At 43.1% G+C, this 24,287-nt stretch carries 25 protein-coding genes; 14 read left to right on the plus strand and 11 right to left on the minus strand.

Annotated features, from left to right (window positions below):
• Positions 1-131: 131 nt before the first annotated feature.
• The 6 genes from MWG72_RS10405 (at position 132) to MWG72_RS10430 (ending at position 4,976) form a co-directional block, all read left to right on the plus strand.
• Positions 132-1,184 (plus strand): porin, encoded by a 1,053-nt coding sequence (locus MWG72_RS10405; protein ID WP_005106662.1) that lies wholly within the window; start codon positions 132-134, stop codon positions 1,182-1,184.
• Between the two features lie 438 nt (positions 1,185-1,622).
• Positions 1,623-1,814, plus strand: coding sequence for a cytochrome oxidase putative small subunit CydP (gene cydP / locus MWG72_RS10410; RefSeq protein ID WP_004278707.1), 192 nt, complete (start codon positions 1,623-1,625; stop codon positions 1,812-1,814).
• On the plus strand, positions 1,814-3,400 hold the full coding sequence (locus tag MWG72_RS10415) for a cytochrome ubiquinol oxidase subunit I (protein ID WP_004731262.1): 1,587 nt from the start codon (positions 1,814-1,816) through the stop codon (positions 3,398-3,400). The genes cydP and MWG72_RS10415 overlap by 1 nt, the downstream gene beginning before the upstream one ends.
• Positions 3,397-4,542 carry a cytochrome d ubiquinol oxidase subunit II gene (gene cydB / locus MWG72_RS10420; protein WP_004731264.1) on the plus strand — a complete coding sequence of 382 codons (1,146 nt, stop codon included), beginning with the start codon at positions 3,397-3,399 and terminating at the stop codon, positions 4,540-4,542. Before MWG72_RS10415 ends, cydB begins: the two co-directional genes overlap by 4 nt.
• A gap of 26 nt (positions 4,543-4,568) precedes the next feature.
• Positions 4,569-4,670 (plus strand): cytochrome bd-I oxidase subunit CydX, encoded by a 102-nt coding sequence (gene cydX, locus MWG72_RS10425; protein WP_004278713.1) that lies wholly within the window; start codon positions 4,569-4,571, stop codon positions 4,668-4,670.
• A gap of 3 nt (positions 4,671-4,673) precedes the next feature.
• Complete coding sequence (locus tag MWG72_RS10430; RefSeq protein ID WP_004278714.1) at positions 4,674-4,976, plus strand: cyd operon YbgE family protein; 303 nt, start codon at positions 4,674-4,676, stop codon at positions 4,974-4,976.
• Positions 4,977-5,128: 152 nt separating this feature from the next.
• Here MWG72_RS10430 and rodA read toward each other — a convergent pair whose 3' ends face one another.
• The 6 genes from rodA to MWG72_RS10460 all read right to left on the minus strand — a co-directional run bounded on the left by rodA (position 5,129) and on the right by MWG72_RS10460 (position 11,342).
• Entirely contained in the window at positions 5,129-6,268 is a 1,140-nt protein-coding gene (gene rodA / locus MWG72_RS10435) for a rod shape-determining protein RodA (RefSeq protein ID WP_004645269.1), read from the minus strand.
• A gap of 112 nt (positions 6,269-6,380) precedes the next feature.
• On the minus strand, positions 6,381-7,094 hold the full coding sequence (ispD, locus tag MWG72_RS10440; protein WP_247143994.1) for a 2-C-methyl-D-erythritol 4-phosphate cytidylyltransferase: 714 nt from the start codon (positions 7,092-7,094) through the stop codon (positions 6,381-6,383).
• Positions 7,063-7,455: a septum formation initiator family protein gene (locus MWG72_RS10445; protein ID WP_004645271.1), complete on the minus strand. Its 393-nt coding sequence runs from the start codon at positions 7,453-7,455 to the stop codon at positions 7,063-7,065. The genes ispD and MWG72_RS10445 overlap by 32 nt, the downstream gene beginning before the upstream one ends.
• Positions 7,456-7,462: 7 nt before the next feature.
• Positions 7,463-8,752, minus strand: coding sequence for a phosphopyruvate hydratase (eno, locus tag MWG72_RS10450; RefSeq protein WP_004278719.1), 1,290 nt, complete (start codon positions 8,750-8,752; stop codon positions 7,463-7,465).
• Between the two features lie 59 nt (positions 8,753-8,811).
• Positions 8,812-9,669, minus strand: a complete 858-nt coding sequence (gene kdsA, locus MWG72_RS10455) for a 3-deoxy-8-phosphooctulonate synthase (protein ID WP_004278721.1) — start codon at positions 9,667-9,669, stop codon at positions 8,812-8,814.
• Between the two features lie 32 nt (positions 9,670-9,701).
• Positions 9,702-11,342, minus strand: a complete 1,641-nt coding sequence (locus MWG72_RS10460) for a CTP synthase (protein WP_004278723.1) — start codon at positions 11,340-11,342, stop codon at positions 9,702-9,704.
• 225 nt (positions 11,343-11,567) lie between these two features.
• Here MWG72_RS10460 and MWG72_RS10465 point away from each other — a divergent pair, with 225 nt between their 5' ends.
• Positions 11,568-11,990, plus strand: a complete 423-nt coding sequence (locus tag MWG72_RS10465; RefSeq protein WP_373683213.1) for a hypothetical protein — start codon at positions 11,568-11,570, stop codon at positions 11,988-11,990.
• Positions 11,991-12,046: 56 nt separating this feature from the next.
• Here MWG72_RS10465 and MWG72_RS10470 read toward each other — a convergent pair whose 3' ends face one another.
• The 3 genes from MWG72_RS10470 to MWG72_RS10480 all read right to left on the minus strand — a co-directional run bounded on the left by MWG72_RS10470 (position 12,047) and on the right by MWG72_RS10480 (position 15,852).
• Complete coding sequence (locus MWG72_RS10470) at positions 12,047-13,159, minus strand: YheT family hydrolase (RefSeq protein WP_086044730.1); 1,113 nt, start codon at positions 13,157-13,159, stop codon at positions 12,047-12,049.
• Between the two features lie 70 nt (positions 13,160-13,229).
• Positions 13,230-13,640 carry a nuclear transport factor 2 family protein gene (locus MWG72_RS10475; protein ID WP_044108912.1) on the minus strand — a complete coding sequence of 137 codons (411 nt, stop codon included), beginning with the start codon at positions 13,638-13,640 and terminating at the stop codon, positions 13,230-13,232.
• Positions 13,641-13,827: 187 nt separating this feature from the next.
• Positions 13,828-15,852, minus strand: coding sequence for an NADPH-dependent 2,4-dienoyl-CoA reductase (locus tag MWG72_RS10480; RefSeq protein WP_247143995.1), 2,025 nt, complete (start codon positions 15,850-15,852; stop codon positions 13,828-13,830).
• A gap of 166 nt (positions 15,853-16,018) precedes the next feature.
• Between MWG72_RS10480 and MWG72_RS10485 the strand changes: the two genes are divergently transcribed.
• The 4 genes from MWG72_RS10485 to MWG72_RS10500 all read left to right on the plus strand — a co-directional run bounded on the left by MWG72_RS10485 (position 16,019) and on the right by MWG72_RS10500 (position 19,225).
• Complete coding sequence (locus MWG72_RS10485; protein ID WP_148334890.1) at positions 16,019-16,567, plus strand: PadR family transcriptional regulator; 549 nt, start codon at positions 16,019-16,021, stop codon at positions 16,565-16,567.
• Between the two features lie 14 nt (positions 16,568-16,581).
• Positions 16,582-17,514, plus strand: coding sequence for an alpha/beta fold hydrolase (locus MWG72_RS10490; RefSeq protein ID WP_180037338.1), 933 nt, complete (start codon positions 16,582-16,584; stop codon positions 17,512-17,514).
• Positions 17,515-17,533: 19 nt separating this feature from the next.
• Complete coding sequence (locus tag MWG72_RS10495; protein WP_180037339.1) at positions 17,534-18,238, plus strand: SIR2 family NAD-dependent protein deacylase; 705 nt, start codon at positions 17,534-17,536, stop codon at positions 18,236-18,238.
• Between the two features lie 87 nt (positions 18,239-18,325).
• Positions 18,326-19,225 carry a LysR substrate-binding domain-containing protein gene (locus tag MWG72_RS10500; protein ID WP_005103429.1) on the plus strand — a complete coding sequence of 300 codons (900 nt, stop codon included), beginning with the start codon at positions 18,326-18,328 and terminating at the stop codon, positions 19,223-19,225.
• Between the two features lie 249 nt (positions 19,226-19,474).
• Here the strand turns inward: MWG72_RS10500 and map are convergent, their stop codons facing one another.
• Positions 19,475-20,269 carry a type I methionyl aminopeptidase gene (gene map / locus MWG72_RS10505; RefSeq protein WP_247143996.1) on the minus strand — a complete coding sequence of 265 codons (795 nt, stop codon included), beginning with the start codon at positions 20,267-20,269 and terminating at the stop codon, positions 19,475-19,477.
• Positions 20,270-20,619: 350 nt separating this feature from the next.
• On the opposite strand from map, the gene brnQ reads away from it, so the two are divergent.
• Complete coding sequence (brnQ, locus tag MWG72_RS10510) at positions 20,620-21,906, plus strand: branched-chain amino acid transport system II carrier protein (protein ID WP_247143997.1); 1,287 nt, start codon at positions 20,620-20,622, stop codon at positions 21,904-21,906.
• Between the two features lie 593 nt (positions 21,907-22,499).
• Positions 22,500-22,718 carry a hypothetical protein gene (locus MWG72_RS10515; RefSeq protein WP_004645284.1) on the plus strand — a complete coding sequence of 73 codons (219 nt, stop codon included), beginning with the start codon at positions 22,500-22,502 and terminating at the stop codon, positions 22,716-22,718.
• A 113-nt stretch (positions 22,719-22,831) separates the two neighbouring features.
• Here the strand turns inward: MWG72_RS10515 and MWG72_RS10520 are convergent, their stop codons facing one another.
• Positions 22,832-23,290: a hypothetical protein gene (locus MWG72_RS10520; protein WP_247143998.1), complete on the minus strand. Its 459-nt coding sequence runs from the start codon at positions 23,288-23,290 to the stop codon at positions 22,832-22,834.
• Positions 23,291-23,408: 118 nt separating this feature from the next.
• Between MWG72_RS10520 and MWG72_RS10525 the strand changes: the two genes are divergently transcribed.
• Positions 23,409-24,272, plus strand: coding sequence for an alpha/beta hydrolase family protein (locus MWG72_RS10525; protein WP_247143999.1), 864 nt, complete (start codon positions 23,409-23,411; stop codon positions 24,270-24,272).
• Positions 24,273-24,287: the final 15 nt, after the last annotated feature.

Below are 24,287 nucleotides of genomic sequence, written 5' to 3' on the forward strand. Positions count from 1 at the left end.
GAAATATTTCCTTAATCATATTGACTTATTTGTAATGAATACTTGGCACCAATAGAGCAGTAGATGTTTCAAAACAATACTGAAACTTGTTTTTAAGACGATGAATAAAAAAGTCTTTATTGGAGCAACACATGAAAAAAACGTTATCTGCATTAGCAATCGGGGCAACAATTTTAACACCAGTGATGGCAGCCGCGGCTGATGTTAAAGTGTATGGTCGTGCACACGTTTCTTTAGATTATCTGGATGATGGCCAGGATTATAACGAAGTAGGTCTTTCTTCAAATTCTTCACGCTTGGGTTTTAAAGCTGAACAAAAATTAGAAAATGGTATGACCGTATTTGGTCAAATCGAACAGGAAATTAACTTTGCAAGTGGTTCTGCAAACGATGATGTTGAATTTGCAACTCGCGATACTTTTGTTGGTTTAAAAGGTGATTTCGGTCAAGCACGTATCGGCCGTTTTGACAGCCCATTCAAAGTAGCACGTGGCCCGGTCAACTTCTTTGGCGATATGGTCGGTGACGTTCGTAACGTCACGCGTGTAGGCAACCTGCGTTTTGATGAACGTAATGCCAATACCATTGAATATAAATCACCTAAGTTTGGTGGCGGTTTCAACGTATTAGGTGCGATGTCACTACATGAAACAAATAGCCCGGATGCCACTAAAGATGGTGCTAAAGACAAAGATAAAGCTTACGACCTCGCTTTAACCTATAAAGAAGGTAAAGTTGATTTCGCTGCTGCCTATGAACATTATGAAGAAGAAGCTGCCCGTGGCGAACGTGATGGTTTCCGTATTGCAGGTGCTTACAAAATCACACCTGAGTTCAACCTGGGTGGTTTATACCAATTCCTTCAACATGATAATTCTGAAGCAAACCCAGATGCACAAGTATTTGGTGTAGCGGGTGAATATAAATTTGCACCAAAAACCTCATTCCGTGGTGAAGTATTCCACCGCGATGTCGATGCGGATGATGCGAATGCAACTTTACTGGCAATCGGGCTTGAACACCGTTTAGATCCAACAGTCCGCGTTTATGGCAACATAGCAACTGTACTAAATGATGAAAACTCAAACCTTACCCCTTGGGCACAAGGTCGTACCAATACTGTAGGGGGCGTACGCGGTGAAGACAGCCTAGGTCTTTCTCTAGGCATGCGTTACGACTTCTAAGTCCAGTCTCCCTCACAAAAAAGCTTAAAAAGAACATGCCTCCAGCATGTTCTTTTTTTTGCGTGTTTTTTATCAATATAAAATGATGAGAAAGATTGTGACACTGATATTCAACCCTTATAGAACCAACCAATTTAGTTTGATTAAGTTTATTCTTTATTTTAAAACCAAGCATTTTAATCAGATTAAAAAATATTAATCCAACTAAAATAATCTACATTCTAATATATAAATATAAGCATTTTAGTCGGATTTAAAAACCAATAAAATTACATAAAATAATAAAAAATATTTATAATAAATTTTAACTCATATAAATATATATCTATTATTTTCAAATACTTATAAATATATATTTATTTAAACTGTATCGTCTATTTATTTTTTAGTTACAATAGATTAATAATATACAACAAGTCATATAACAGGCTTAGTCGAATGAGCTTAGTTCCCAAAAATCTAAACCAGAGAGTGGTTAGAGAAATAACCGCCATTTTAATTATCAAGGTTATTTTACTGATGGTAATTAAAAACATCTGGTTTGATGCGCCTACGATTCCTAAAAATTTTGATAACCAAGTCGCCGAGCGTATCGCCGGCAATCCTTCCCAAATCCAGGAGACACGTTGATGATTTCTGAAAGCGTGGTCGATCTCTCGCGGTTCCAGTTCGCCATGACCGCGATGTATCACTTTATTTTTGTTCCACTCACTTTAGGCCTGGCTTTTCTGCTTGCCATTATGGAAACCACCTATGTGATTTCCGGCAAAGAAATCTATAAAGACATGACCAAGTTCTGGGGAAAACTGTTTGGTATTAACTTTGCCTTAGGGGTAACCACAGGCCTGACCATGGAGTTCCAGTTCGGAACCAACTGGGCATATTACTCGCATTATGTCGGTGATATTTTCGGTGCACCGCTGGCGATTGAAGGTTTGATGGCCTTCTTCCTTGAATCGACATTTATTGGCTTGTTCTTCTTTGGTTGGGATCGTCTGTCCAAAGTGCAACATCTGGCAGTCACCTGGCTAGTCGCTTTGGGTTCGAACATGTCCGCACTCTGGATTCTGGTCGCCAATGGCTGGATGCAAAACCCGGTCGGTTCGGCATTTAACTATGAAACCATGCGTATGGAAATGGTGGACTTTGCTGCATTGATCTTTAACCCGGTCGCTCAGGTTAAATTTGTGCATACAGTATCTGCCGGTTATGTCACAGGTGCCATCTTCGTACTGGCTATTTCAAGTTACTACATGCTGAAAAAACGTGACCTGCCTTTTGCACGCCGTTCTTTTGCCATTGCAGCCATCTTCGGGCTTGCTTCCACACTTTCAGTGATTTTACTGGGTGATGAATCAGGTTATGAGCTGGGCGATGTACAGAAAACCAAACTGGCAGCGATTGAAGCAGAATGGGATACTCACCCTGCACCTGCGCCATTTACTTTGTTCGGCATTCCGAATAAGGAAACCATGACTACAGATTATGCAGTGAAAATTCCTTATGTAATGGGTCTGATCGCTACACGCTCTACGACTGAACAAGTTACGGGTATTAAAGACCTGCTGGTTCAGCACGAAGCGCGTATCCGTAATGGTATGGTGGCCTATTCACAACTGGAAAAATTACGTGCTGGTGATCAGTCTCCAGAACTGAAAACAGCTTTTGAAGAAAGCCAAAAAGACTTAGGCTACGGTCTGCTTCTGAAAAAATACACGCCAAATGTCGTTGATGCCTCTGAAGAGCAAATCAAAGCAGCCGCTAAAGATACCATTCCACACGTACCAAGCCTGTTCTGGGCCTTCCGTGCCATGGTGGCTTCCGGCTTCTTGATGCTACTTCTATTTGCACTGGCAACCTTTGCGGTAGCAAAACGTAATGCTGAAAACAAACCATGGTTATTGAAATTTGCTTTATTTGCACTGCCTTTACCTTGGGTTGCTGCGCAAACTGGCTGGTATGTGGCAGAAGTAGGTCGTCAACCTTGGACCATTGGTGAGGTATTACCGACGCATCTTTCAGCATCAAGCTTAAGCACAGGTGATGTATGGGGTTCAATCCTTGCATTAGCAGCATTCTATACCGTGTTACTGATTATTGAGATGTATCTGATGATCAAGTTCTCACGTCTTGGCCCAAGCTCACTGCATACCGGTAAATACCATTTTGAAAAGCTTGCAGCTGCAGAGAAGGCAAATGGGGAGACTCAAGCATGATCGAATATGAATTATTAAAAATCATTTGGTGGGTGCTGGTCGGCGTATTGCTGATTGGCTTTGCCCTCACTGATGGCTTCGATATGGGCTCCATGGCGATCATGCCATTTGTGGGCAAAAATGATAGCGAGCGCCGTGCAGCGATCAATACCATTGCGCCGCACTGGGACGGCAACCAGGTTTGGTTTATTACTGCCGGTGGTGCTTTGTTCGCTGCCTGGCCAATGGTCTATGCAACCGCCTTCTCTGGTATGTACTGGGCACTGTTGCTGGTCCTGTTTGCCCTGTTCCTGCGTCCAGTCGGTTTTGACTATCGCTCAAAACTGGAAAATACCAAATGGCGTAATTCATGGGATTGGGGTCTAGCCATTGGTGGTGCAGTGCCTGCATTAGTCTTTGGTGTAGCTTTCGGCAACATGTTTCTCGGTGTACCATTTACTTTAGATGAAACTGTACGTTCTACTTATACTGGTAGCTTCTTTGCCCTGCTGAATCCGTTTGCGATTGTCTGTGGTCTGGTCAGTTTATCGATGCTGTGTGCACATGGTGGTGCATGGTTAATGCTGCGTACTGATGGTGACCTACGCCAACGTTCTGCCAAAGCAACACAAATCATGGGACTAGTGTATTTAGCAACTTTCCTGGCAGCCGGTGCATGGTTGTATTTTGGTGGCATTCAGGGCTATACCTTAGTTACACCTTTTGATACCAATGGTGTTGCCAACCCGCTCGCCAAAGAAGTATTGACCAATGCCAATCCAGGCTGGATGAATAACTACTCGACTTATCCAATCACGATGGCAGCGCCTATTGCTGGCATTTTGGGTGGCTTGATCATTGTACTGGCAGCAGGTAAAAACAAAGCTGGCTTGAGCTTCCTGGGTTCATCTCTGGCTGTCATCGGTGCCATCCTGACTGCCGGTTTTGCCCTATTCCCTTTCCTGATGCCTTCAAGCATTAATCCTGTTGCAAGTCTGACCATGTGGGATGCGGTATCCAGTAAAAATACCCTGACTGTAATGACCGTTGCTGCCTGTATCTTTGTTCCACTGATCCTGATCTATACCACTTGGTGTTATTACAAGATGTGGGGCGTGATTACCAACAAACACATTGAAGATAATTCACACAGCCTGTACTAAGGGCTGTGTCTTAAGGAGAGACAACTATGTGGTATTTTGCTTGGATTCTGGGTGTACTGATGGCATGTTTTGCCAGTGTGATTGCTGCCATTTACATGGAACAACACCAAGACCTAGATGAGGAATAAAACATGACCGAAGCTGCGCTTGAGAAAACCGTTGTAGACAAGAAACCAAACAAATTTGCGATGATGATTTCCTGCCTCCTGGCTTTTCCTCTCGCAGCAGTGTTATTGGTTCATCCTTCTGCAATGCTGGATGCCAACGGTGAATATAGCCATAGTGCCATGATGTATATCATGATTGGTATTTCTGGAGGCTTTGTCCATGGTGTTGGTTTTATGCCGCGCCACTGGTTCTGGAAATGGTTGTTTAGCCCTTTCCTAGCATGGCCTTTAATGATCTGGGGTTATTACACCTGGTTTCTCAGTTAAAGTATGAAATTAAAAAGCCCTCATTTGAGGGCTTTTTAATTTCATACGAATTCTAAAATATTCTTCTTTTTTCTTCTGGCCAAAACAGGATTTTTAAAACAACTTATTTTAAGTATATAAAAAGCCGGAACCAGTCCGACTTTTAGAATGATTTATCGATGAGTATGAATCGACATCACAATGCCCATCCCGGCCAGCATGGAAATCACTGCCGTTCCACCATAACTCATGAGCGGTAATGGATCTCCAGTTACAGGTAAAATCCCGCTCACCATGCCTGAGTTTAAAAATACAAAGAAGAAGAAAGTCAGTCCCATGGCTCCAGCATATAAACGGCCAAAGTTATGAAAGCTGTTTAAACCAATCATCAGACAGCGAATAATAATGGCAGTGAATAAACTAAACAGCAGGAAAACACCGATAAAACCGAATTCTTCGGCATAAGTCGACATAATAAAGTCAGTATGATGTTCAGGCAGATAACCTAAATGTGATTGGGTACCTTCGGTATAGCCTTTGCCCGTGGAACCACCTGAACCAATCGCAATTTTGGACTGGATGATATTCCAGCCTGCACCCAAGGCATCCGATTCCGGATCAAATAACGTGGTAATACGTTTTTTTTGATACTCTTGTAGTACGAACATCCATGCAGCCGGAGCTGCCACAGCTACCGCCGCTGCTGCACCACCAATCAGACGCCACGACATCCCACTTAAAAATAGAACAAAAATACCAGGAATTACCAAGCCAATGTTCAAGTCAGGCTGAAGTGCCACCAAAACAAATGGTACGCCCAATAGAATCAAAGCCCCGACAATATGCAAAAATTTGGGAGGAAATGGCTTACGTGCAAAATACCATGCCATCATCAAAGGCATGGCAAATTTCATCACCTCACTCGGTTGCATGCTTCCCACCCCTGGCAAGGTAATCCAGCGGGTTGCACCCAAACGTTTTTCACCAATCACAAAGACCAGAAGCAGCATGAAGATCCCGAAGGCATACAGGTATGGACTAATCGCCTGATAGACTTTCGGTGGAATCTGCGCACAGATAAACAGCAGCACAAAACCAATTCCAAAACTGATCGCCTGACGCACCACCATGCCAGAGTCTTCGGATGTCGCGCTATACACCACCATTAAACCCAGGATTGCATTGAGAACTAGAAAGCACAATAACCAGGGATCAAGGTGCAACTTGGTCCATCGAGATGAATCTTGCGGGTTAATACTACGTCCATCACGCAAAGAGTGACGTAAAAACCGATACTGCTGTGAAGGTATCATTGGCCAAAAGGTGAAAAAGAATGATGGCAAAATTATAAGTGAAAGCTATAGCGAATAGATCGCTATAGCCAGATTTATTCTGCTTTTATTTAAATATTATTTGAATATATTTTTAAGCCTGAGCCTGTAAAATCAGCTTGGCCAGTTCCAGATCGTCCGGATAGGTAATTTTAATATTATCGGAACGCCCTTGTACTACACTCACCTGTTCGCCGATATGTTCCAGCGCACTGGCTTCATCAGTAATCGTAGCACCATCTTGCAAAGCCTGCTCAATCGCCCGTTTCAACACACCTAGCTTGGCCATTTGTGGTGTTTGTGCCTGCCATAGCATTGAGCGATCCACTGTTTCCTCAATATCAAAATTGGTTACTACACGCTTAAGTGTATCTCTTACTGGAATCGCCAGAATCGCAGCCTGATCATTTGTAATCGCCGTATTGACTAACTGTTGCAGACAATCCAGACCGACACAGGGACGCGCCGCGTCATGTACCAGCACCCACTCATCTTCAGAAGCGATTTGAGATAAATACGTGAGTGCATTTAACACGGAATTCACCCGCTCGGCACCGCCCAGACAGAAATGGGCTTTCTCTTGACTGGAAAATGGCAGCATTTTTGCGACGTTGTCCTGTTCACCAATCGCCAGGACATAACCCGCCAAAGGCAGTTGATTCAGACGAGCCACCGTATGTTCAAGAACAGTTCGCTCTTGAATCATCTGATATTGTTTCAGTTCTGTTTTGGAGAAACGGCTACCCGAACCTGCAGCTGGAAGAATGACCCAAAGTTCAGGGTGTGGTTGGTGCTTCAGCTGACTCATTGGTTCGCAGGTCTACTTTAGAATTAGGATTAAGATAGATCGGTTTATATTGAGTACTGATCGTGCTCATTTGAATAAAAGTTTCGCGTGGCTTAATCAGACCAAGATCTAAACGCGCATGTTCTTCGATGGCTTCAATACCATTCTTCAAATCATAAACTTCTGCCGCCAGAACGCGATTACGCTCTTTCAGCTCATCATTCAATTCCATTTGTTGCTGGATTTTCTGGGTCAGTTGCTGATGATCATGATAACCACCTTCACCAAACCAGTATAAATATTGAAACCCTGCGATCAAAATGATCGCAAGGCCCAACAGTACTTTACTCGCAGTCGAGTCGAATACATTTAACATTGACATAAGTCGCTTAGTTCAAACCTTTGAACTCAGCTTTACCGCGATATGCAGCATTAGTCAATTCTTCAATACGAAGTAATTGATTATATTTCGCTACACGGTCAGAACGGCAAAGTGAACCAGTCTTGATTTGACCCGCTGCTGTACCTACTGCAAGATCAGCAATCGTTGAATCTTCCGTTTCACCTGAACGGTGTGAAATTACAGTAGAGTAACCATTCTCTTTCGCAAGGTAGATGGCATCTAAAGTTTCAGTCAAGGTACCGATCTGGTTGTATTTGATCAGAATCGAGTTACCCACTTTTTCGTTGATACCACGTTGCAGAATTTTCGGGTTCGTTACGAACAAGTCGTCACCAACCAACTGGATCTTGTCGCCAAGAATAGAAGTCAGGTAAGACCAGCCTTCCCAGTCAGATTCGTCCAGACCATCTTCGATCGAGATAATTGGGTATTGGTTTACCAGACCTGCCAAATAGTCAGAGAACTGGTTGCTTGTGAACGCTTTGTTGCCTTCGCCAGCAAGAATGTACTGACCATTTTTGTAGAATTCTGAAGATGCACAGTCAAGCGCAAGCATGATGTCAGAACCTGCTTTGTAGCCAGTTTGACCAATTGCTTCAAGAATAACTGTGATTGCTTCTTCGTTTGAACGTAAGTTCGGCGCAAAACCACCTTCATCACCTACCGCAGTGTTTAAACCTTTTTTGTTTAAAACTGATTTAAGTGAATGGAAGATTTCAGCACCGGCACGTAGCGCTTCAGAGAATGAAGTGAAGCCTACTGGCTCAATCATAAATTCTTGAATATCGACGTTGTTGTCTGCATGTGAACCACCATTGATGATGTTCATCATTGGTACAGGCATAGTTAGAATCGTTTGACCGCGAAGATCTGCGATGTATTGGAAAAGAGGAATTTTCTTTTCTTCAGCAGCAGCGCGAGCAGCAGCCAAAGACACTGCCAAAGTTGCGTTTGCACCTAGTTTTTCTTTGTTTTCAGTACCGTCAAGCGCGATCATCGTGTTATCGATGTCTTTTTGTTCGAATACTGATTTACCGACCAAAGCGTCACGGATTAACGTATTTACGTTATTTACCGCAGTTTTAACGCCTTTACCTAAGTAACGCGCTTTATCGCCATCACGAAGTTCTAAAGCTTCACGAGAACCAGTTGAAGCACCAGATGGTGCACATGCACGGCCAACTACGCCAGATGCTAAGATTACGTCTGCTTCGATGGTAGGGTTACCACGAGAGTCCAAAATTTCACGTGCACGAATGTCAACGATTTGGCTCATGAACTATTCCTCAGTTGATTAATATGAGCTGCCTATACGGCAGCGCAAGAGTGATAAACTCAGTGTGTATCTAACTTTTCGAAACCTTTGACCAAGGTATCCAATTCTTTTAGCTGTGCCAGGAAAGGCTCAAGCTGAGACATGCGCAGCGCACATGGACCATCACACTTGGCTTTTTCCGGATCTGGGTGTGCCTCTAAGAACAAACCAGCAAGACCCGTTGCCATACCCGCACGCGCAAGCGTTGTAATTTGCGCACGACGACCACCGGCAGAATCTGCACGGCCGCCTGGGGTTTGTAAGGCATGGGTCACATCAAAGAATACCGGGACATTCATTTCTTTCATGATGTCGAAGCCCAGCATGTCTACAACCAGATTGTTATAGCCAAATGCCGAACCGCGTTCACAAATGATCAGTTTGTCATTTCCAGCTTCCAGACACTTATGCAGAATATGGCGCATTTCGTGTGGAGCCAGGAACTGGGCTTTTTTGATATTGATGATGGCATCCGTTTTTGCCATGGCTTCCACAAGATCCGTCTGACGGCTTAAGAAAGCTGGCAATTGAATAATGTCTGCCACTTCTGCAACAGGAGCCGCTTGATACGGCTCATGCACATCGGTGATGATCGGCACATTAAAGTGTTTTTTAATGTCAGCTAACCACTCGAGACCTTTTTCCAGGCCTGGGCCACGGAAAGAGTTCAGGCTTGAACGGTTGGCTTTATCAAAGCTGGCTTTGAACACATAAGGAATGCCCAAACGTGTACAGATATCGACATAAGTCTCTGCGATTTCAAAAGCCAGGTCTTTAGATTCAAGTACATTCATTCCGCCGAATAATACAAATGGCAAATGATTTGCCATTTGTATATCGCCCAAACGTACAATTTCTTGTGGTTTTAATTGCGACATTTAAACTTCCCTAGTTGTGTCCTACGCACCGATTATTTGGTTTTTTGGTACTGCTTTTTCGCAGCATCAATGAAACCTGCAAATAATGGGTGACCATCACGTGGCGAGCTGGTAAATTCCGGGTGGAATTGTACTGCAATAAACCAAGGATGTGCAGGAATTTCAACAGTTTCTACCAGATGCTGTACCGGAGAATAACCCGAAATCTTCATGCCTTTTTCTTCCAGCACTGGGATATAACGGTTGTTCATCTCGTAACGGTGACGGTGACGCTCGATGATTTCTTCAGAACCATAAACTTCTGCAGTTTTAGTCCCTGCAACCAGTTCAGATTTTTGCGCGCCTAAACGCATCGTGCCACCCAGATCAGAATCAGCAGAACGTTGCTGAACTTCACCACGCTCATCTAACCATTCAGTAATTAAACCAATCAATGGAGATTTGGTTGAACGGTTAAATTCAGTCGAGGTCGCGTCTGCAATACCAGCAACATTACGTGCGTATTCGATCACAGCCAACTGCATACCCAAGCAAATACCGAGGAACGGCACACCGTTCTCACGTGCGAACTGAATCGCCTTCATTTTGCCTTCAGTACCGCGCTCACCGAAACCACCAGGAACTAGAATCGCATCAGCATCTTTCAATACTTCTGCTACATCTTGACCTTCAAGCTCTTCAGCGTTTACGTAGTCAATCTGAACTTTCACACGGTTTTGAATACCCGCATGTAAAAGTGCTTCGTTGACAGATTTGTAAGCATCTGGAAGTTCAACGTATTTACCGACCATTGCAACACGTACGGTGTATTCAGGGTTCAGTAATGCTTCTACAACGTTATCCCAATCTGTTAAATCAGCTTCAGGAAGATCGTTATAACCAAAACGTTCACAGATTAAATCATCAACATTTTGTTCGTAGAATGTACGTGGAATCTGGTAGATCGAACGTGCGTCTTTACATACCACAACGGCACGTGCTTCAACGTTGGTAAATAATGCAATCTTACGCGTCGTATCTGCATCTACATCGTACTCTGTACGACAGATGAGAATGTCTGGCTGAATACCAATCGACAGGAGTTCTTTAACAGAGTGCTGTGTTGGTTTGGTTTTTAATTCTGCTGCAGACTTAATGTATGGGAGTAACGTTAAGTGCATTAACATGGTACGTTTATGACCAAGTTCAACCATTAACTGACGTACAGATTCCATGAATGGGAGAGATTCAATGTCACCTACAGTACCGCCGATCTCTACGATCGCAACGTCATAACCTTCGCCTGCACGAAGTACACGCTCTTTGATATTGTCAGTAATGTGTGGAATAACTTGAACAGTACCGCCTAGATAGTCACCACGGCGTTCTTTGTTTAGAACATCCTGGTAAACACGGCCTGATGTGAAGTTATTTAGTTTGGTCATTTTCGCACGACGCAAGAAACGTTCGTAGTAACCCAAGTCTAAGTCTGTTTCAGCACCATCTTCTGTAACAAAAACTTCACCATGCTGGAATGGGCTCATTGTCCCTGGATCGACATTAATGTATGGATCCATTTTTACCATGGTCACTTTTAAACCACGAGCTTCTAAAAGTGCAGCAACAGAAGCAGCTGAAATACCTTTACCTAGTGATGAAACTACACCACCAGTAACGAAAATAAAATGGGTCATTGGGTTTCTCGTACAATCGAGCCTAAATCGGCCTGCAATGTTGCGCAATTTTACTTTACCTTGTACCTAGAAAGCAAAGTCAATCCGCATCAATTCAAAGAACAATAAACAATTGACTATTCTAACAGCAATTCCTATAAAAAATTACAGTAAGTTCATATGATTTCTATCTTGCATTTTGCTGCTATAATAGTGTATCCACTCCACACTTTTATGTTTGATGCAATGATGATGAAGAAACTTTTAATCTCCACCCTAATCCTGACTGGCCTGACATTAACTGCGTGTGTAAAAAAAGAAGCACCAAAAGAAGAAGAGCAAGTAGAAGTTACTCCAGCATCTGAAATCTCGACTCCAGAACCAACGCAATTTGAACCGCTTGAACCTGTAGAGCCAGCGGCAATTGAAGAGGAAGTAGCGCCAACGGTTGAAATTCAACGTGAGCAAACTGAAAACACCACGACTGAAATCCGTCGTGAAATCAAAAAACCAGAAACTACTGAGCCGGCACCAGTGCCTGAAACCCGCGAAGAACCTGCGTCAAAGCCTGCTGAGACCACACCTAAAACCAATTCAAATCCAGAAAACAAGTCTGAGGATGATGCGGTTGCTGACGCGATTGCCGCAGCGATGCCAGCACTTGACTAATTACAGGATCATTCATCAAAAAACCCAGCAGATGCTGGGTTTTTTATTGGAACTTTTTAAGCAGATACTGTTGCCGGTGCACGAGATAAGTGAATCAAATAGTCTGCCATTAGTCGGGTAGCCCAAGATTCGGTTTGCATCAAGCCCTGATAAAAGCCGCAATGACTGCCTTTTTTGGTGGTAATCACCATAATATTGGACATCGCCCGAATTTTTTCTTTATAAGGTTCTAAATTTCGGATGTGACAAACCGGATCATCCTCCGCATTTAAAATCATCAGCGGAATTTTGATACTTTCAAATACATAAATCGGATTGGTTGCCTGGGTATAACTGGCATAATCCGTAAATCCGGCCAGTTCAAAATAGAGTTTTTCAAATTCGGACAGATCTTTAACTTCTAATAACTGTTTCCAGCTTGGGCAGACCTGCCAGGTTTCCTGATAAGGATGAATAAAGCGCTTAATCAGTTTTTTGGCCATAACTTTACTGTAAAACGGATGCACATTGGCAAAACCAGTTTCAGTGTTATAGCCAGGACATAAAGCAAAAGCTGCTTTTAATGGGGTTTGTTCACCCTCTTCGCCCAGATAACGCACTAACAATCCCGTACCCGCAGAAGAGCCAACCCCATAGAGATCGGACTGAGGAAATCTGTCCTGTATATACAAGAGTTGTTCACGCAAATCCTGAGTTGAACCAAACAGGTTCATTTTAGGCACAGGCATGGGTAAATCTGCATGACCACGGCGTAAACACAATGCAACACGCCAACCCGTATATTTATGCAGATCACGAACCAGTTCACGCATTGATTCAGGAGAACCGGTTATCGTATGCAATAAAACAATGGTAGGGGTATTTGCAGGAAGATCCAGTCCATACCAGGCAATACCGGTAATTCCGCCATCTGACATTTTCAGCTGTTCAAGCGCGTCATATTTCAGCTTAATGGTACGTTTTTTAATTAAATCGAAATACAGAATATGTGCGTGTGCATTGGCTAACCAAGGTGTAGGACGATATTTTTGTTGCAGCTGCGGTAAGCGCTCAATGAGTCCTGAAAATACACCATTCGGATTGTAATACAGGGTCGGCTCGTCTGCTCCACTGAAACGATCCAGATACTCACTGGAAAGCTGACCCAATTTTTTAAGCAACATTTTCATCTGTCATCCCCCTCTAGTTGTACTAGCTGTGATTTACAAATTTCATGCCGACTTGAATCAATAGTTCGAATTAAGTTTTAGCTTGGAATGATTGCATCCGCTGGCCCATCTGTACAGCCAAGGCTTCAAGTCCGGACTTAGGTCGAATCATGACTTCAAAATCAATCATCTGCCCCTCTTCATTAAACTGAATCATGTCAACTCCCTTTAGTTTTTTATCGCCCACATTGGCAGAAAACTCAAGTACGACATTGTTACCATCTTCACTTATAAATTCACGGTGATAGGTGAATTTTTCAAAGACTTGAATGACATTGGTCAAAATAAAAAATACCACCTGTTTTCCAGGATAAGGCTGAAAAGCCACAGGCGAACGAAATACCACTTCTTCAGCAAGTAGTTCATTCAAGATCGACATATCACGGGTTTCCAGCATCTCATGCCAGCGTGCAATGGATTTTCTGGTATTTTCGATGGTCATTTTGGATTCCTTCTTTTTTGATATTTTTTAATAAAAGCTTAAATACTTCTTTCTTTTAATTGAAAGAATTCCCCCTTTTATTAAAGGTGAGAAGTACTGCTTCGCAAGGGGGGATTCTTTCTTACAAATCCTCTCCCTAACCCTCTCCTTTAATAAAGGAGAGGGGAAAAAGCAGGTTTTAATATTTTCAGATCACCGCCGCCAATTCAGCACCCTGACGGATTGCACGCTTGGCATCCAGCTCACCCGCTTCTTTCGCTCCACCAATCAGATGCACATTTTTACCCGCCGCTTTTAGCTCATCAAACATGGCGGTATAAGATTCCTGACCGGCACAAATAATCACGTGATCGACTTCCAACACAGCAGGCTTGTCATTCACGACAATATGTAAGCCCTGATCATCAATTTTTTCATAATTGGCGCCCGCAATCATTTTTACGTCACGGTGTTTTAAACCGGTACGATGAATCCAACCTGTGGTTTTACCCAAACTCGCGCCGACTGAAGCAGCTTTACGTTGCAATAAATAAATTTCACGTTGCGGTTTTTCTACATTTGCAGCTTTTAAGCCACCGACATTTTCATAGTCAGTATCAATACCCCATTCATCATAGAATTTTTCCGGATTGATACTGCCACTTTCCCCTTCATGGCTCAAGAATTCGGCTGTATCAAAACCAATACCGCCTGCACCAATAATGGCAACTCGCTGACCCACCGGCTTACGTTCTTTCAAAACGTCCAGATAAGACAGTACTTTTGCATGATCAATGCCTGGAATCTCAAGCTGACGTGGTGTCACGCCTGTTGCCACCACAATATCATCAAAGCTTGACTGAGCCAGCTCTTCCAGACTCGCCTTATGATTCAGTTGCAATTTGATACGTGGTTGTAATTCAATCTGACGCTTGAAGTAGCGCAAGGTTTCATAAAACTCTTCCTTGCCCGGAATGGTCTTGGCAATATTAAACTGCCCGCCAATCTGAGCAGCGGCTTCAAATACCGTCACCTGATGACCGCGATTTGCTGCATATACAGCAAAGCTTAAACCTGCAGGACCCGCACCAATCACGGCAATATTTTTTGCTACATTGGTTTCTTTAAAAATGAGCTCTGTTTCATAGCAGGCACGTGGATTGACCAGACAGGTGGCAATTTTCATTGAGAAAATATGATCCAGACAGGCCTGATTACAACCTATACAGGTATTGATCTCATCGCTACGACCCTGCTCCGCTTTCAGGACAAACTCAGAGTCTGCCAGCATCGGACGGGCCATAGAAATCATATCAGCATCACCAGACGCCAATACATATTCAGCCATTTCCGGAGTATTAATACGGTTTGAAGTGATTAAAGGAATCTTCACCTGACCTTTCAGCTTACGCGTGACCCAAGTGAAGGCTGCACGTGGCACTTTGGTGGCAATCGTCGGAATACGCGCTTCATGCCAGCCAATGCCAGTATTGATAATGGTCGCACCGGCTTTTTCAATTTCTTTGGCCAACTGGATGACTTCTTCCAGAGTTGAACCGCCTTCGACCAGATCCAGCATAGATAGGCGATAAATAATGATAAAGTTCTCACCGACCATTTCACGGGTACGGCGTACGATTTCAATCGGGAAACGGATGCGGTTTGCATAGCTTCCACCCCACTCATCATCACGATGGTTGGTACGTGCTGCAATAAATTCGTTAATCAGATAGCCTTCCGAGCCCATGATTTCTACACCGTCATAACCGGCGTATTGAGCCAGCTTGGCACAATTGGCAAAATCATCAATGGTTTGCTGCACCTCAGCCGAAGTTAAAGCATGCGGTTTGACTGGATTGATCGGTGCCTGAATTGGGGATGGCGCGACATTTTCAGCCTGATAAGAATAACGTCCGGTATGCAGAATCTGCATGGCAATTTTCCCGCCCGCTTCATGTACGGCCTGGGTAATCACCTTATGCTTTTCAGCTTCTTCAATGGTGTCAAGTTTGGAACCGCCATGAAACGTTACGCCATGATCATTTGGTGAAATCCCGCCGGTGACGATTAAAGCGACTCCACCTTTGGCGCGCTCTGCATAAAAAGCTGCCATCCGATCATATCCGCCGGGTGCTTCTTCAAGACCAACGTGCATGGAACCCATTAATACGCGGTTTTTAAGTGTGGTAAAACCCAAGTTCAATGGGGCAAGTAAATTCGGATATTTAGACATTTCAACTCCTGAGCATGCGTTTAGGCTGGCTATTGTTTTAGCAACTGGCAGTTTGATCCCTCAATCTTTCCAGTTTAATGCAACTTGTTGCACTAATTTATATGCCAGAATTGATTTTTATGCAACATGTTGCATAATAATCCCGAGTCACTTTTTTGAGACGTTTATGTCTTTAGCGCATGTTTTATTGACCAGCCTGATTGAAAAACCTAGCACCGGAATCGAACTGGCTCGCCGTTTTGACCGTTCCATGGGCTTCTTCTGGAATGCCACTCATCAGCAGATTTATCGCGAGCTGAATGCCATGCTGCAAAAAGGCTGGATTTCGACGATAGAAGAGGAAGACTCGAATAGCCGCAAAAAAACTTATCAGGTAAAACGTCTGGGCCGGGAAGAACTGGCCAACTGGATGCTACAACAAAGCCCACCGGCACAACTGCGCGAAGAACTAATGGTACGTCTGCGTGCCGAAGCCCAACTTGGTGGCAATAACACCTTGGCAGAACTGGAACGCCATCTGGAACTGCATAAAGAAAAACTGAAAACCTATCAGCAGATTTTTGCCAAAGACTTTGCTCAAGCGGACAAAACTGACCGTACCTTATATATTCATAAAATGATTCTGCAACTGGGAATTGATCAGGAACTGGGTTGGATTTCCTGGCTGGAACAGGTTATTCCGCGACTGCAACAATTTGACGCACAACAATTATAAATACGGAGACACACATGCCCTTTTATCGCATGCCCGATGGTGAACAGCTGTTTGTACGCGAATACGGTCGGGGACAGCCGGTACTGGTACTCTCTGGACTTGGCATGCTGAGCTGGCAATGGAAAGCTTTTCTCTATCCGCATCAGAAAAATTTCCGTTTCATTATTCCAGAATGGCGCGGCTTTGGGGCTTCCAGTCGCTGTAAAATTCCGCCAGATAGGGATGCGATTTCCAGTCACTGGTTGGATATTCAGTCGGTAATTCAACAGCTCAATTTAGATAAATTCATTGTGCTTGCTTACTCTATGGGCGCAACCACAGCAATGCACGGCATACATTATGGCAACTTTTCCAGTCAGATTTCTGCTTATTTACATATCGATCAAACACCTAAAATTCCGGTCGATGATGCTTGGGCTTTTGGACTTTTTGGTCCACGTCATCAGGAATTTATCGACATCCTGCAGCAGCTCTCTGCCCTACTTGCACAATACCAGCAAGTTGAATTGATCCGCGATCTCGACATTTCGGTACGTAAACAAATCGCTGCCCTATGGCTAAAGTTTATTCAGCTACAAAATGAACAAAAATATAGTCTGAAAGCTTTCGCATTTATCCTAAATCAACCTCGCCTGCAAAGCCTGTTATTACCTTCCAGCCGGGTGGATTATATGGCGTGGTATATCAATAATTATTTATATCATCGTGAAGATTACCGCGAGGCTCTAGCTCAGCTTAGCTGTCCGGTGACCTTCTTTAGCGGTGTACAATCCAAGTTGTATCCTTTTGAAGGTCAGCGCCTGATTGCAGAAAGCCTGCCTCATGCCAAACAGATAATTTTCAGCAAGTCTGGCCATACGCCTTTACTGACTGAACCGCTAAAATTTTCCCGAGAACTTGGCATCTTCTTGAAAGAAAATTCGCAATCTAGCGGTTCAGCTACCTAAAGATTCAGGAGACAGAATAATGAAAAAGCTGGTGGTCTTTTCCGGTGCAGGCATGAGCGCCGAAAGTGGCATTAATACTTTTCGTGACAGTGATGGACTTTGGGAACAGCATCGTATAGAAGAAGTCGCCACACCCGAAGCCTGGGCCAAAAACCCACAACTGGTACAACGCTTTTATAATGCCCGCCGTAAAAACATTCTGGAAGCACAGCCAAATGCAGCCCATCAGCTGATCGCCAATCTTGAAGATAACTTTGATGTGCATGTAATCACCCAGAATATTGATGACTTGCATGAACGTGCCGGCAGCTCCAAGGTGATCCATTTACATGGCAATATTCGCCTGGCCAAAAGCTCAGGCCCCGATGCACAAAGCACAACCGAGTTTTATCCAATTGAAGGCTCTGAATTAGATTTAAATCAACACTTTTGTAAGGCAGGCTATCCGCTGCGTCCTCATGTGGTCTGGTTTGGCGAAGCCGTACCCGCGTATGAAGAAGCTCAAGACTGTGTACAGGATGCCGATATTTTCGTGGTGATTGGCACCAGCCTTCAAGTTTATCCAGTTGCCGGGTTAATTCATGAGATTCCTGCGAAATGTCCGGCCTATTACATCGACCCGAAAGCCGAGCAGCAGCATTTGCCTGCACAGTTTTACAAAATCCCCCAAAACGCGACCGATGGCATGCAAACACTGCTAGGTTTACTGAAATCCGGGAATTAAATTTTTTTTATATGCTGCATTCTCTGATTGACAGTATGCAACAATCAATTTTTAATCAGCTTATCGTTGCAAGGATGGAATTAAACCATGCTGTCTGATCTGGATGACTTTTACTGTTTCGCTCAGGTGGTGGAACATGGCGGCTTTAGTGCAGCCGAACGTGCGACCGATATTCCCAAATCCAAACTCAGCCGTCGGGTGTTTAATCTGGAAGAGCGTCTGGGTGTACGTCTGATTCAGCGCAGTTCTCGTCATTTTGCCGTCACCGATATCGGCATGAATATTTACCGGCATGCCCAAGTTATGCTGAGTGCTGCACAGGCGGCGCATGATCTGGTGGACCACCTGAGTACCGAACCGCGCGGAACTATTAAAGTCAGCTTGCCCGTCTCTATTGCCCAAAACGAACTGGCAAAAATTCTGCCGGATTTTTTGAAAAAATATCCTGAAATTAAAGTCCAGATGATGATCACCAATCGACGGGTCGATATTATCAATGAAGGCTTTGATCTGGCCTTACGTGTCCGTTCCAGCCTGGATGATGATCCGAATCTGGTGATTCGCCAGTTTGAAAAAATTGAGCAGCACTTATTCGCCAGTCAGGGTTATTTAAACGAATTTGGTGAACTGAAAAACCCTGAGCAACTGGCTGAGCATAAAATCCTGAGTATGGCCGAAGACCATACCGAACAGTTTCTGACCTTACAAAATGAACAGCAGGAACAGAAAAAAATCCGTGTCAGTCCCACCGTCATGGGTTCTGACCTAAATATGCTGGCACAACTGGCCGCGTCAGGCTCAGGCGTCACTTTGTTGCCAGATAACGTGGTCGAGCAGTACGTGGCAAGTGGTGAACTGGTTCGGGTGCTTCCTGACTGGAAAGCACCACATGGTATTTTCCATGTGGTTTATCCTTCACGTCGCGGCTTATTGCCCGCAGTCCGGGTCTTTATTGATTATCTGGTTGCTGAATTAAATCAGCGCTAAGTGAAGTACTTTTGAGAAAAACTGGACAAAAAAATAGCTCATTCTTGGGGAAAAATGAGCTAGAGAAACTTTCACTACAGCATAGTGAGCGAAAAAAAGGGAACCTATGTATCTGACTCTTAGTTTAATCAGATATAAAATCCTAAACCACTGTTTAATGTAGTGTTTTGTATGTTTTCGTCAGCAAGAACGAGTGAGTTGTAATTTATGTAAGTGGATTATCTTAATAAAGATCATTCAATCAATATTTTAAATTTCCGGATACTCACCTGTGCCTTCAGGCCAAGGCGACAAGACTTCAAACCCGGTTTCAGTCACATAAACCATATGTTCCCATTGGGCAGACCAGGATTTATCCGTGGTGACCACAGTCCAGCCATCTTTCAGCTCTTTGACGCGAGCTTTGCCCATATTCACCATTGGCTCAATAGTAAACACCATTCCCGGAACCAATTTAATGCCCTGACCTGGCTGACCATAATGCAGAATGTTTGGCTGTTCGTGATAGACCTTGCCGATGCCATGACCGCAATATTCACGCACAATGGAATAGCCTTCACGTTGTGCAACAGTTTGAATCGCATAACCAATATCACCCAAGGTCGCGCCCGGCTTCACCGCATGAATCCCGGCCACCATGGCTTCATAAGTGGTATTGACCAGTCGCTTGGCTTCTGGAGATGGAGTTCCAACATAGTACATCCGGCTGGTATCACCGAAATAACCGTCTTTAATAATGGCAACATCAATATTGATAATATCGCCATCTTGCAGAACGAGTTTCGATGATGGAATGCCGTGACAAACCACTTCATTCGGTGAAATACAGGTGGTTTTAGTATAGCCATAATAGCCAATATTGGCTGGCGTCACCTTTAATGTATTTACAATAAAATCCTGACAGAGATCATCCAGATATTCAGTCGTGACACCTGGCTTGACATGCTCCCCGATCATCGCTAAAACCTCTGCAGCCAAACGCCCAGATATCCGCAATTTTTCAACATCTTGCTCAGTTTTAAGACTAATCGCTGGAGCGCGCATATACCTATCCTCACTATGAATCCCTGAATTATAATCCCTTTTTTGCGAAATATGTGGCAGTTGTTGAGTTTCGGCACAGCAATTTTCCTTGAAATAGGAATTTTCACTGCTGTTTATTTGTACAAACAATAACTGACATATTTTGATATCAAGTGCAGATATTTTTTGAGCTTGTAAGGAAAAATATATTTTTCAGCGAATTATCAAACATATATTTCTACCAAGATTTGAATGACCGGTTATGTGATCCGCAAACTCACTAGAATCAAGGCTTCCAGCCTTAAAATAAACTCCAAAAAATTGGACATATACACTAAAATCGCTTTCTTTTGTTCTATTGATCTCCCTTTATGACAAGTCTGCGTACTCGGGATATTGTCGCCCTAGGTTTTATGACCTTTGCACTGTTTATTGGTGCGGGCAACATTATCTTCCCACCGATTGTGGCTCAACAAGCCGGTGAACACGTATGGCTCGCTGCTTTAGGTTTCCTTATTACAGCAGTCGGCTTACCCGTGATTACCATTATTGCGTTGTCTCGCGTTGAAGGCTCCATTCAGGCACTAAGCTCGCCTCTGGGCAAAGCAGCCAGTATTTTGCTGACTGTAATCTGTTACTTAGCTGTTGGTCCTTTATTTGCGACGCCACGTACCGCAACCGTTTCTTATGAAATCGGTTTTTCATCTTACTTTGGCAATGAATCTGGCAGTCTGCTCATTTACAGCATCATCTATTTTGCTGTGGTGACCATCGTGTCCTTATATCCAAACAAGATTCTGGATACTGTCGGCTATTTCCTGTCGCCACTTAAAATTATTTCTTTGATAATTTTGGGTGTAGCAGCCGTGATGATTCCTGCCAGTAATCCGCCTACAGCGATCGATAATTACGTTACCAGTCCAGTGACTGAAGGCATCGTGAATGGTTATTTAACCATGGATACTTTAGGCGCTTTAGTTTTCGGTATTGTGATTGTCAAAGCCATTACTTCACGTGGCGTAACCGATAAAAAACTGATTACCAAATATGCGGTCAATGCCGGCATTATCTCTGGTATTGGTTTAACTCTGGTGTATTTAAGTCTGTTTAAACTTGGACTGGGTAGCCATGAGATTGCCCCCAATGCAGCCAATGGTGCCATTATCCTGCATGCATATGTACAACATGCTTTTGGCGATATGGGTGCTTACTTCCTGTCTGGCATGATTTTTATTGCCTGTATGGTGACTGCAATTGGTCTGACCTGTGCCTGCGCTGAGTATTTCTCCAGCTTGACCAAGATTCCGTACAAGATTTTTGTATTCATTCTAGTGGGCTTCTCACTGGTGATTTCAAATTTGGGTTTAACCAAACTGATTGCTGTTTCGGTTCCAGTCTTGAGCGCGATTTATCCACCTGCAATTAGCGTCATTATGCTGAGCTTCTGTGCAAGCTTCTTCAAGAAACCAGCTCATGTGATTGCACCAGCGACCTTGGTAGCCTTTATCTTTGGTATTTTTGACGGATTAAAAGTCGCTGGCTTTGAATTGCCTGCATTACTGCAAAACTTACCTCTATCAGAACAGAGTCTGGCCTGGTTTATCCCGTCCATGATTGTATTGCTGATTACAGCTGTGATTGACCGTATTAGAAACTAAAATTTCTAGGATGTCTGAAAAATCGTATTTTTACCCAAAATCCGGTTTGAGCGTGATCAATAATTGTCAGGTTTTATCCAAACGGACATTTATTGTTTCTTAATGATGACATCAAATCACCGCTGTAAATCTTGATACTAAGATTTTCTATAAAAAATCGTTTCTATAAATAAGATCGCACTTTAATTATTTTATTTTTTATATAAATATAAACAGAACTTTTGATTTTCTGATGTTAGATACTTATTGTTGCCAACTTAAACCAAGTTCCCTTCCGAGTCATACGCAGACTTACAAAGTATTGATTAACCCTACATATCTTTGGCGTAAAATTTGCATTTTCTATCTGGTCGCATTAATTAAATGATGACTACATCTTATTTCCAAAATTAACTGGAGGTGAAATCTGAAAATATAATTCTTGCCTAATCAAGTGATTATGTGGTTATACGACTAAAGATGGCCATTTTGACTGTAAAAGCCTGCCACAGCAGTTGCAAAGGTTCAAATTAAACAGTACAACTATATATTCAATTCTGACTGATTAAATCTGCTTTAATCTTCAATAACATAAATAAATGGGAGGGATGGAGATGTTATCATTACATTTCAACAAGCAAGTCTTCATTGACGCTCTTAAAGCCAACAACACCAATCTGGTGACATTTATATGCACCACTTTTGCACTCATGCTGACTTTAACCGTCCATTGCTTAATTCAAGGTAATTTAAAACTTGAATACTTCGGCTATGCACTGATTGTCTCAGCTGCGTTTTTCCTATGGGCTGCCATAGACCAGAAATACCGATAATCAAATTTTTAATTAGCCCAGATGGATGATTTGGCCAGTCATCCATCTGGTGAAAAAAGTGTTTTAACTTTCAAGAATTCCAGCATCCTTTCAGAATAACTATAAAAAGAACATTAAAATAATCCGATAAATGCTCCATAGAGCAAGATCCCCGTCCCGCCCAATTCTGCGATAATTAAACCTAGCATGGCTAAAGTCATCAAACTTCCTGGCAAATGAAACTTACCCAGCTGATGCGGTTGTTTAAACTGATTCGTCGTGTCTTGCAGAAAACCATGTAGCATATAAGCGGCAATCGAGAAGCTAAAAAACAGAATATTGACTAGTACGCAAATCAGATTCACCATACTCGGTAACACTGAACAATAGGCCAGCATTGCCAAAATTAAGGTCGCGGGCGCATAAAGTAGGCTGCTACGATGGGCAATATCGACATAATAATGTGCACGTGACTGAGGTGATTGACGGATCTGCCAATATTTCCAGACACCAGTAAACATCCCGATCCACAAGAAGATTCCACTAAAAATAATGCCGATTTTAACGGCCAGCTCAAGTTCCATTAGCTGCATAAGATCATTCCATGTTTATTATTTGACTGACTTTAAAGTCATGTTTTCCCCGAGCTACCCTGCTAAAAATCTATACAGTAAAAGCTTCATCAGGATTCTAAAAAATATAGTGTAACGTATGTCTGAATTTGAAACATTGACTCTCCAGTGCCAAGATGGCTATCGCTTAAGTGCACGTTTTTATGCAGCTATTTCTGAAACTGACAAACTTCCAGTATTAGTCTGTCCGGCAACTGGCATTACTAAACAGTTTTATCATCAGTTTTGTGTGTGGTTACAAGCTCAAGGCTATGCCGTTATGGTCTTTGATTTCCGGGGGATTGGTGATTCACTACATGGCCCGTTGAAAAATTCAAAAGCCAGTATTGTGCAATGGGGTCAACTGGATATACCGGCCGCGATTGATGCTTTATTAACGCGTACCAATGCAAGAAAAGTGATACTACTTGGACATAGTGCCGGTGGTCAGCTTTTAGGTATTGTGCCAAATTACGATAAAGTCGCAAAAGTGGTGGCCGTCTCTGGCTCTACTGGACATGTGAAAGGACTCAAAGGTAAAACCAAGTTACTTGCGCCAGTGATGTTTAATGTTATTTTCCCACTGGCACGCATCACTAAAGGCTATGGCCCGACTCAAGCGATTGGTATGGGTGAAAACCTGCCTAAAGATGTGGCACGAGAATGGGCACTGTTTTGCAGTAAACCGGGCTATGTGATGAATGCGGTCGGTAAACTTGTATCACCTAAAGCAGATTTTCATACTCAAATCACCTGCCCGATTACCTCGATTTGGTCATCGGATGATGAAATTGCCACGGAAGCCAACGTGAAAGATTTACTGCGTTTATATCCGAACGCAAAAACTCAAATAATTGAACTTAAACCTAAAAGTTATGCCTATAAGGCCATTGGTCATATGCTGATGTTTAAGAAATCGCATCAGAATTTATGGCCGGTGATTGAGCAACAATTGGCTGTTTAAATCAGATTTAGATGG

The sequence above is a fragment of the Acinetobacter lwoffii genome, assembly GCF_022967985.1.
In the GTDB taxonomy this organism is placed as follows: Bacteria; Pseudomonadota; Gammaproteobacteria; order Pseudomonadales; family Moraxellaceae; genus Acinetobacter.

What these genes read in the sequence shown, in the direction of transcription:
- MWG72_RS10405 (WP_005106662.1), top strand. Translation starts at nt 132, where the DNA reads ATGAAAAAAACGTTATCTGCATTAGCAATCGGGGCAACAATTTTAACA.
- cydP (WP_004278707.1), top strand. Translation starts at nt 1,623, where the DNA reads ATGAGCTTAGTTCCCAAAAATCTAAACCAGAGAGTGGTTAGAGAAATA.
- MWG72_RS10415 (WP_004731262.1), top strand. Translation starts at nt 1,814, where the DNA reads ATGATTTCTGAAAGCGTGGTCGATCTCTCGCGGTTCCAGTTCGCCATG.
- cydB (WP_004731264.1), top strand. Translation starts at nt 3,397, where the DNA reads ATGATCGAATATGAATTATTAAAAATCATTTGGTGGGTGCTGGTCGGC.
- cydX (WP_004278713.1), top strand. Translation starts at nt 4,569, where the DNA reads ATGTGGTATTTTGCTTGGATTCTGGGTGTACTGATGGCATGTTTTGCC.
- MWG72_RS10430 (WP_004278714.1), top strand. Translation starts at nt 4,674, where the DNA reads ATGACCGAAGCTGCGCTTGAGAAAACCGTTGTAGACAAGAAACCAAAC.
- rodA (WP_004645269.1), bottom strand. Translation starts at nt 6,268, where the DNA reads ATGATACCTTCACAGCAGTATCGGTTTTTACGTCACTCTTTGCGTGAT.
- ispD (WP_247143994.1), bottom strand. Translation starts at nt 7,094, where the DNA reads ATGAGTCAGCTGAAGCACCAACCACACCCTGAACTTTGGGTCATTCTT.
- MWG72_RS10445 (WP_004645271.1), bottom strand. Translation starts at nt 7,455, where the DNA reads ATGTCAATGTTAAATGTATTCGACTCGACTGCGAGTAAAGTACTGTTG.
- eno (WP_004278719.1), bottom strand. Translation starts at nt 8,752, where the DNA reads ATGAGCCAAATCGTTGACATTCGTGCACGTGAAATTTTGGACTCTCGT.
- kdsA (WP_004278721.1), bottom strand. Translation starts at nt 9,669, where the DNA reads ATGTCGCAATTAAAACCACAAGAAATTGTACGTTTGGGCGATATACAA.
- MWG72_RS10460 (WP_004278723.1), bottom strand. Translation starts at nt 11,342, where the DNA reads ATGACCCATTTTATTTTCGTTACTGGTGGTGTAGTTTCATCACTAGGT.
- MWG72_RS10465 (WP_373683213.1), top strand. Translation starts at nt 11,568, where the DNA reads ATGATGATGAAGAAACTTTTAATCTCCACCCTAATCCTGACTGGCCTG.
- MWG72_RS10470 (WP_086044730.1), bottom strand. Translation starts at nt 13,159, where the DNA reads ATGAAAATGTTGCTTAAAAAATTGGGTCAGCTTTCCAGTGAGTATCTG.
- MWG72_RS10475 (WP_044108912.1), bottom strand. Translation starts at nt 13,640, where the DNA reads ATGACCATCGAAAATACCAGAAAATCCATTGCACGCTGGCATGAGATG.
- MWG72_RS10480 (WP_247143995.1), bottom strand. Translation starts at nt 15,852, where the DNA reads ATGTCTAAATATCCGAATTTACTTGCCCCATTGAACTTGGGTTTTACC.
- MWG72_RS10485 (WP_148334890.1), top strand. Translation starts at nt 16,019, where the DNA reads ATGTCTTTAGCGCATGTTTTATTGACCAGCCTGATTGAAAAACCTAGC.
- MWG72_RS10490 (WP_180037338.1), top strand. Translation starts at nt 16,582, where the DNA reads ATGCCCTTTTATCGCATGCCCGATGGTGAACAGCTGTTTGTACGCGAA.
- MWG72_RS10495 (WP_180037339.1), top strand. Translation starts at nt 17,534, where the DNA reads ATGAAAAAGCTGGTGGTCTTTTCCGGTGCAGGCATGAGCGCCGAAAGT.
- MWG72_RS10500 (WP_005103429.1), top strand. Translation starts at nt 18,326, where the DNA reads ATGCTGTCTGATCTGGATGACTTTTACTGTTTCGCTCAGGTGGTGGAA.
- map (WP_247143996.1), bottom strand. Translation starts at nt 20,269, where the DNA reads ATGCGCGCTCCAGCGATTAGTCTTAAAACTGAGCAAGATGTTGAAAAA.
- brnQ (WP_247143997.1), top strand. Translation starts at nt 20,620, where the DNA reads ATGACAAGTCTGCGTACTCGGGATATTGTCGCCCTAGGTTTTATGACC.
- MWG72_RS10515 (WP_004645284.1), top strand. Translation starts at nt 22,500, where the DNA reads ATGTTATCATTACATTTCAACAAGCAAGTCTTCATTGACGCTCTTAAA.
- MWG72_RS10520 (WP_247143998.1), bottom strand. Translation starts at nt 23,290, where the DNA reads ATGCAGCTAATGGAACTTGAGCTGGCCGTTAAAATCGGCATTATTTTT.
- MWG72_RS10525 (WP_247143999.1), top strand. Translation starts at nt 23,409, where the DNA reads ATGTCTGAATTTGAAACATTGACTCTCCAGTGCCAAGATGGCTATCGC.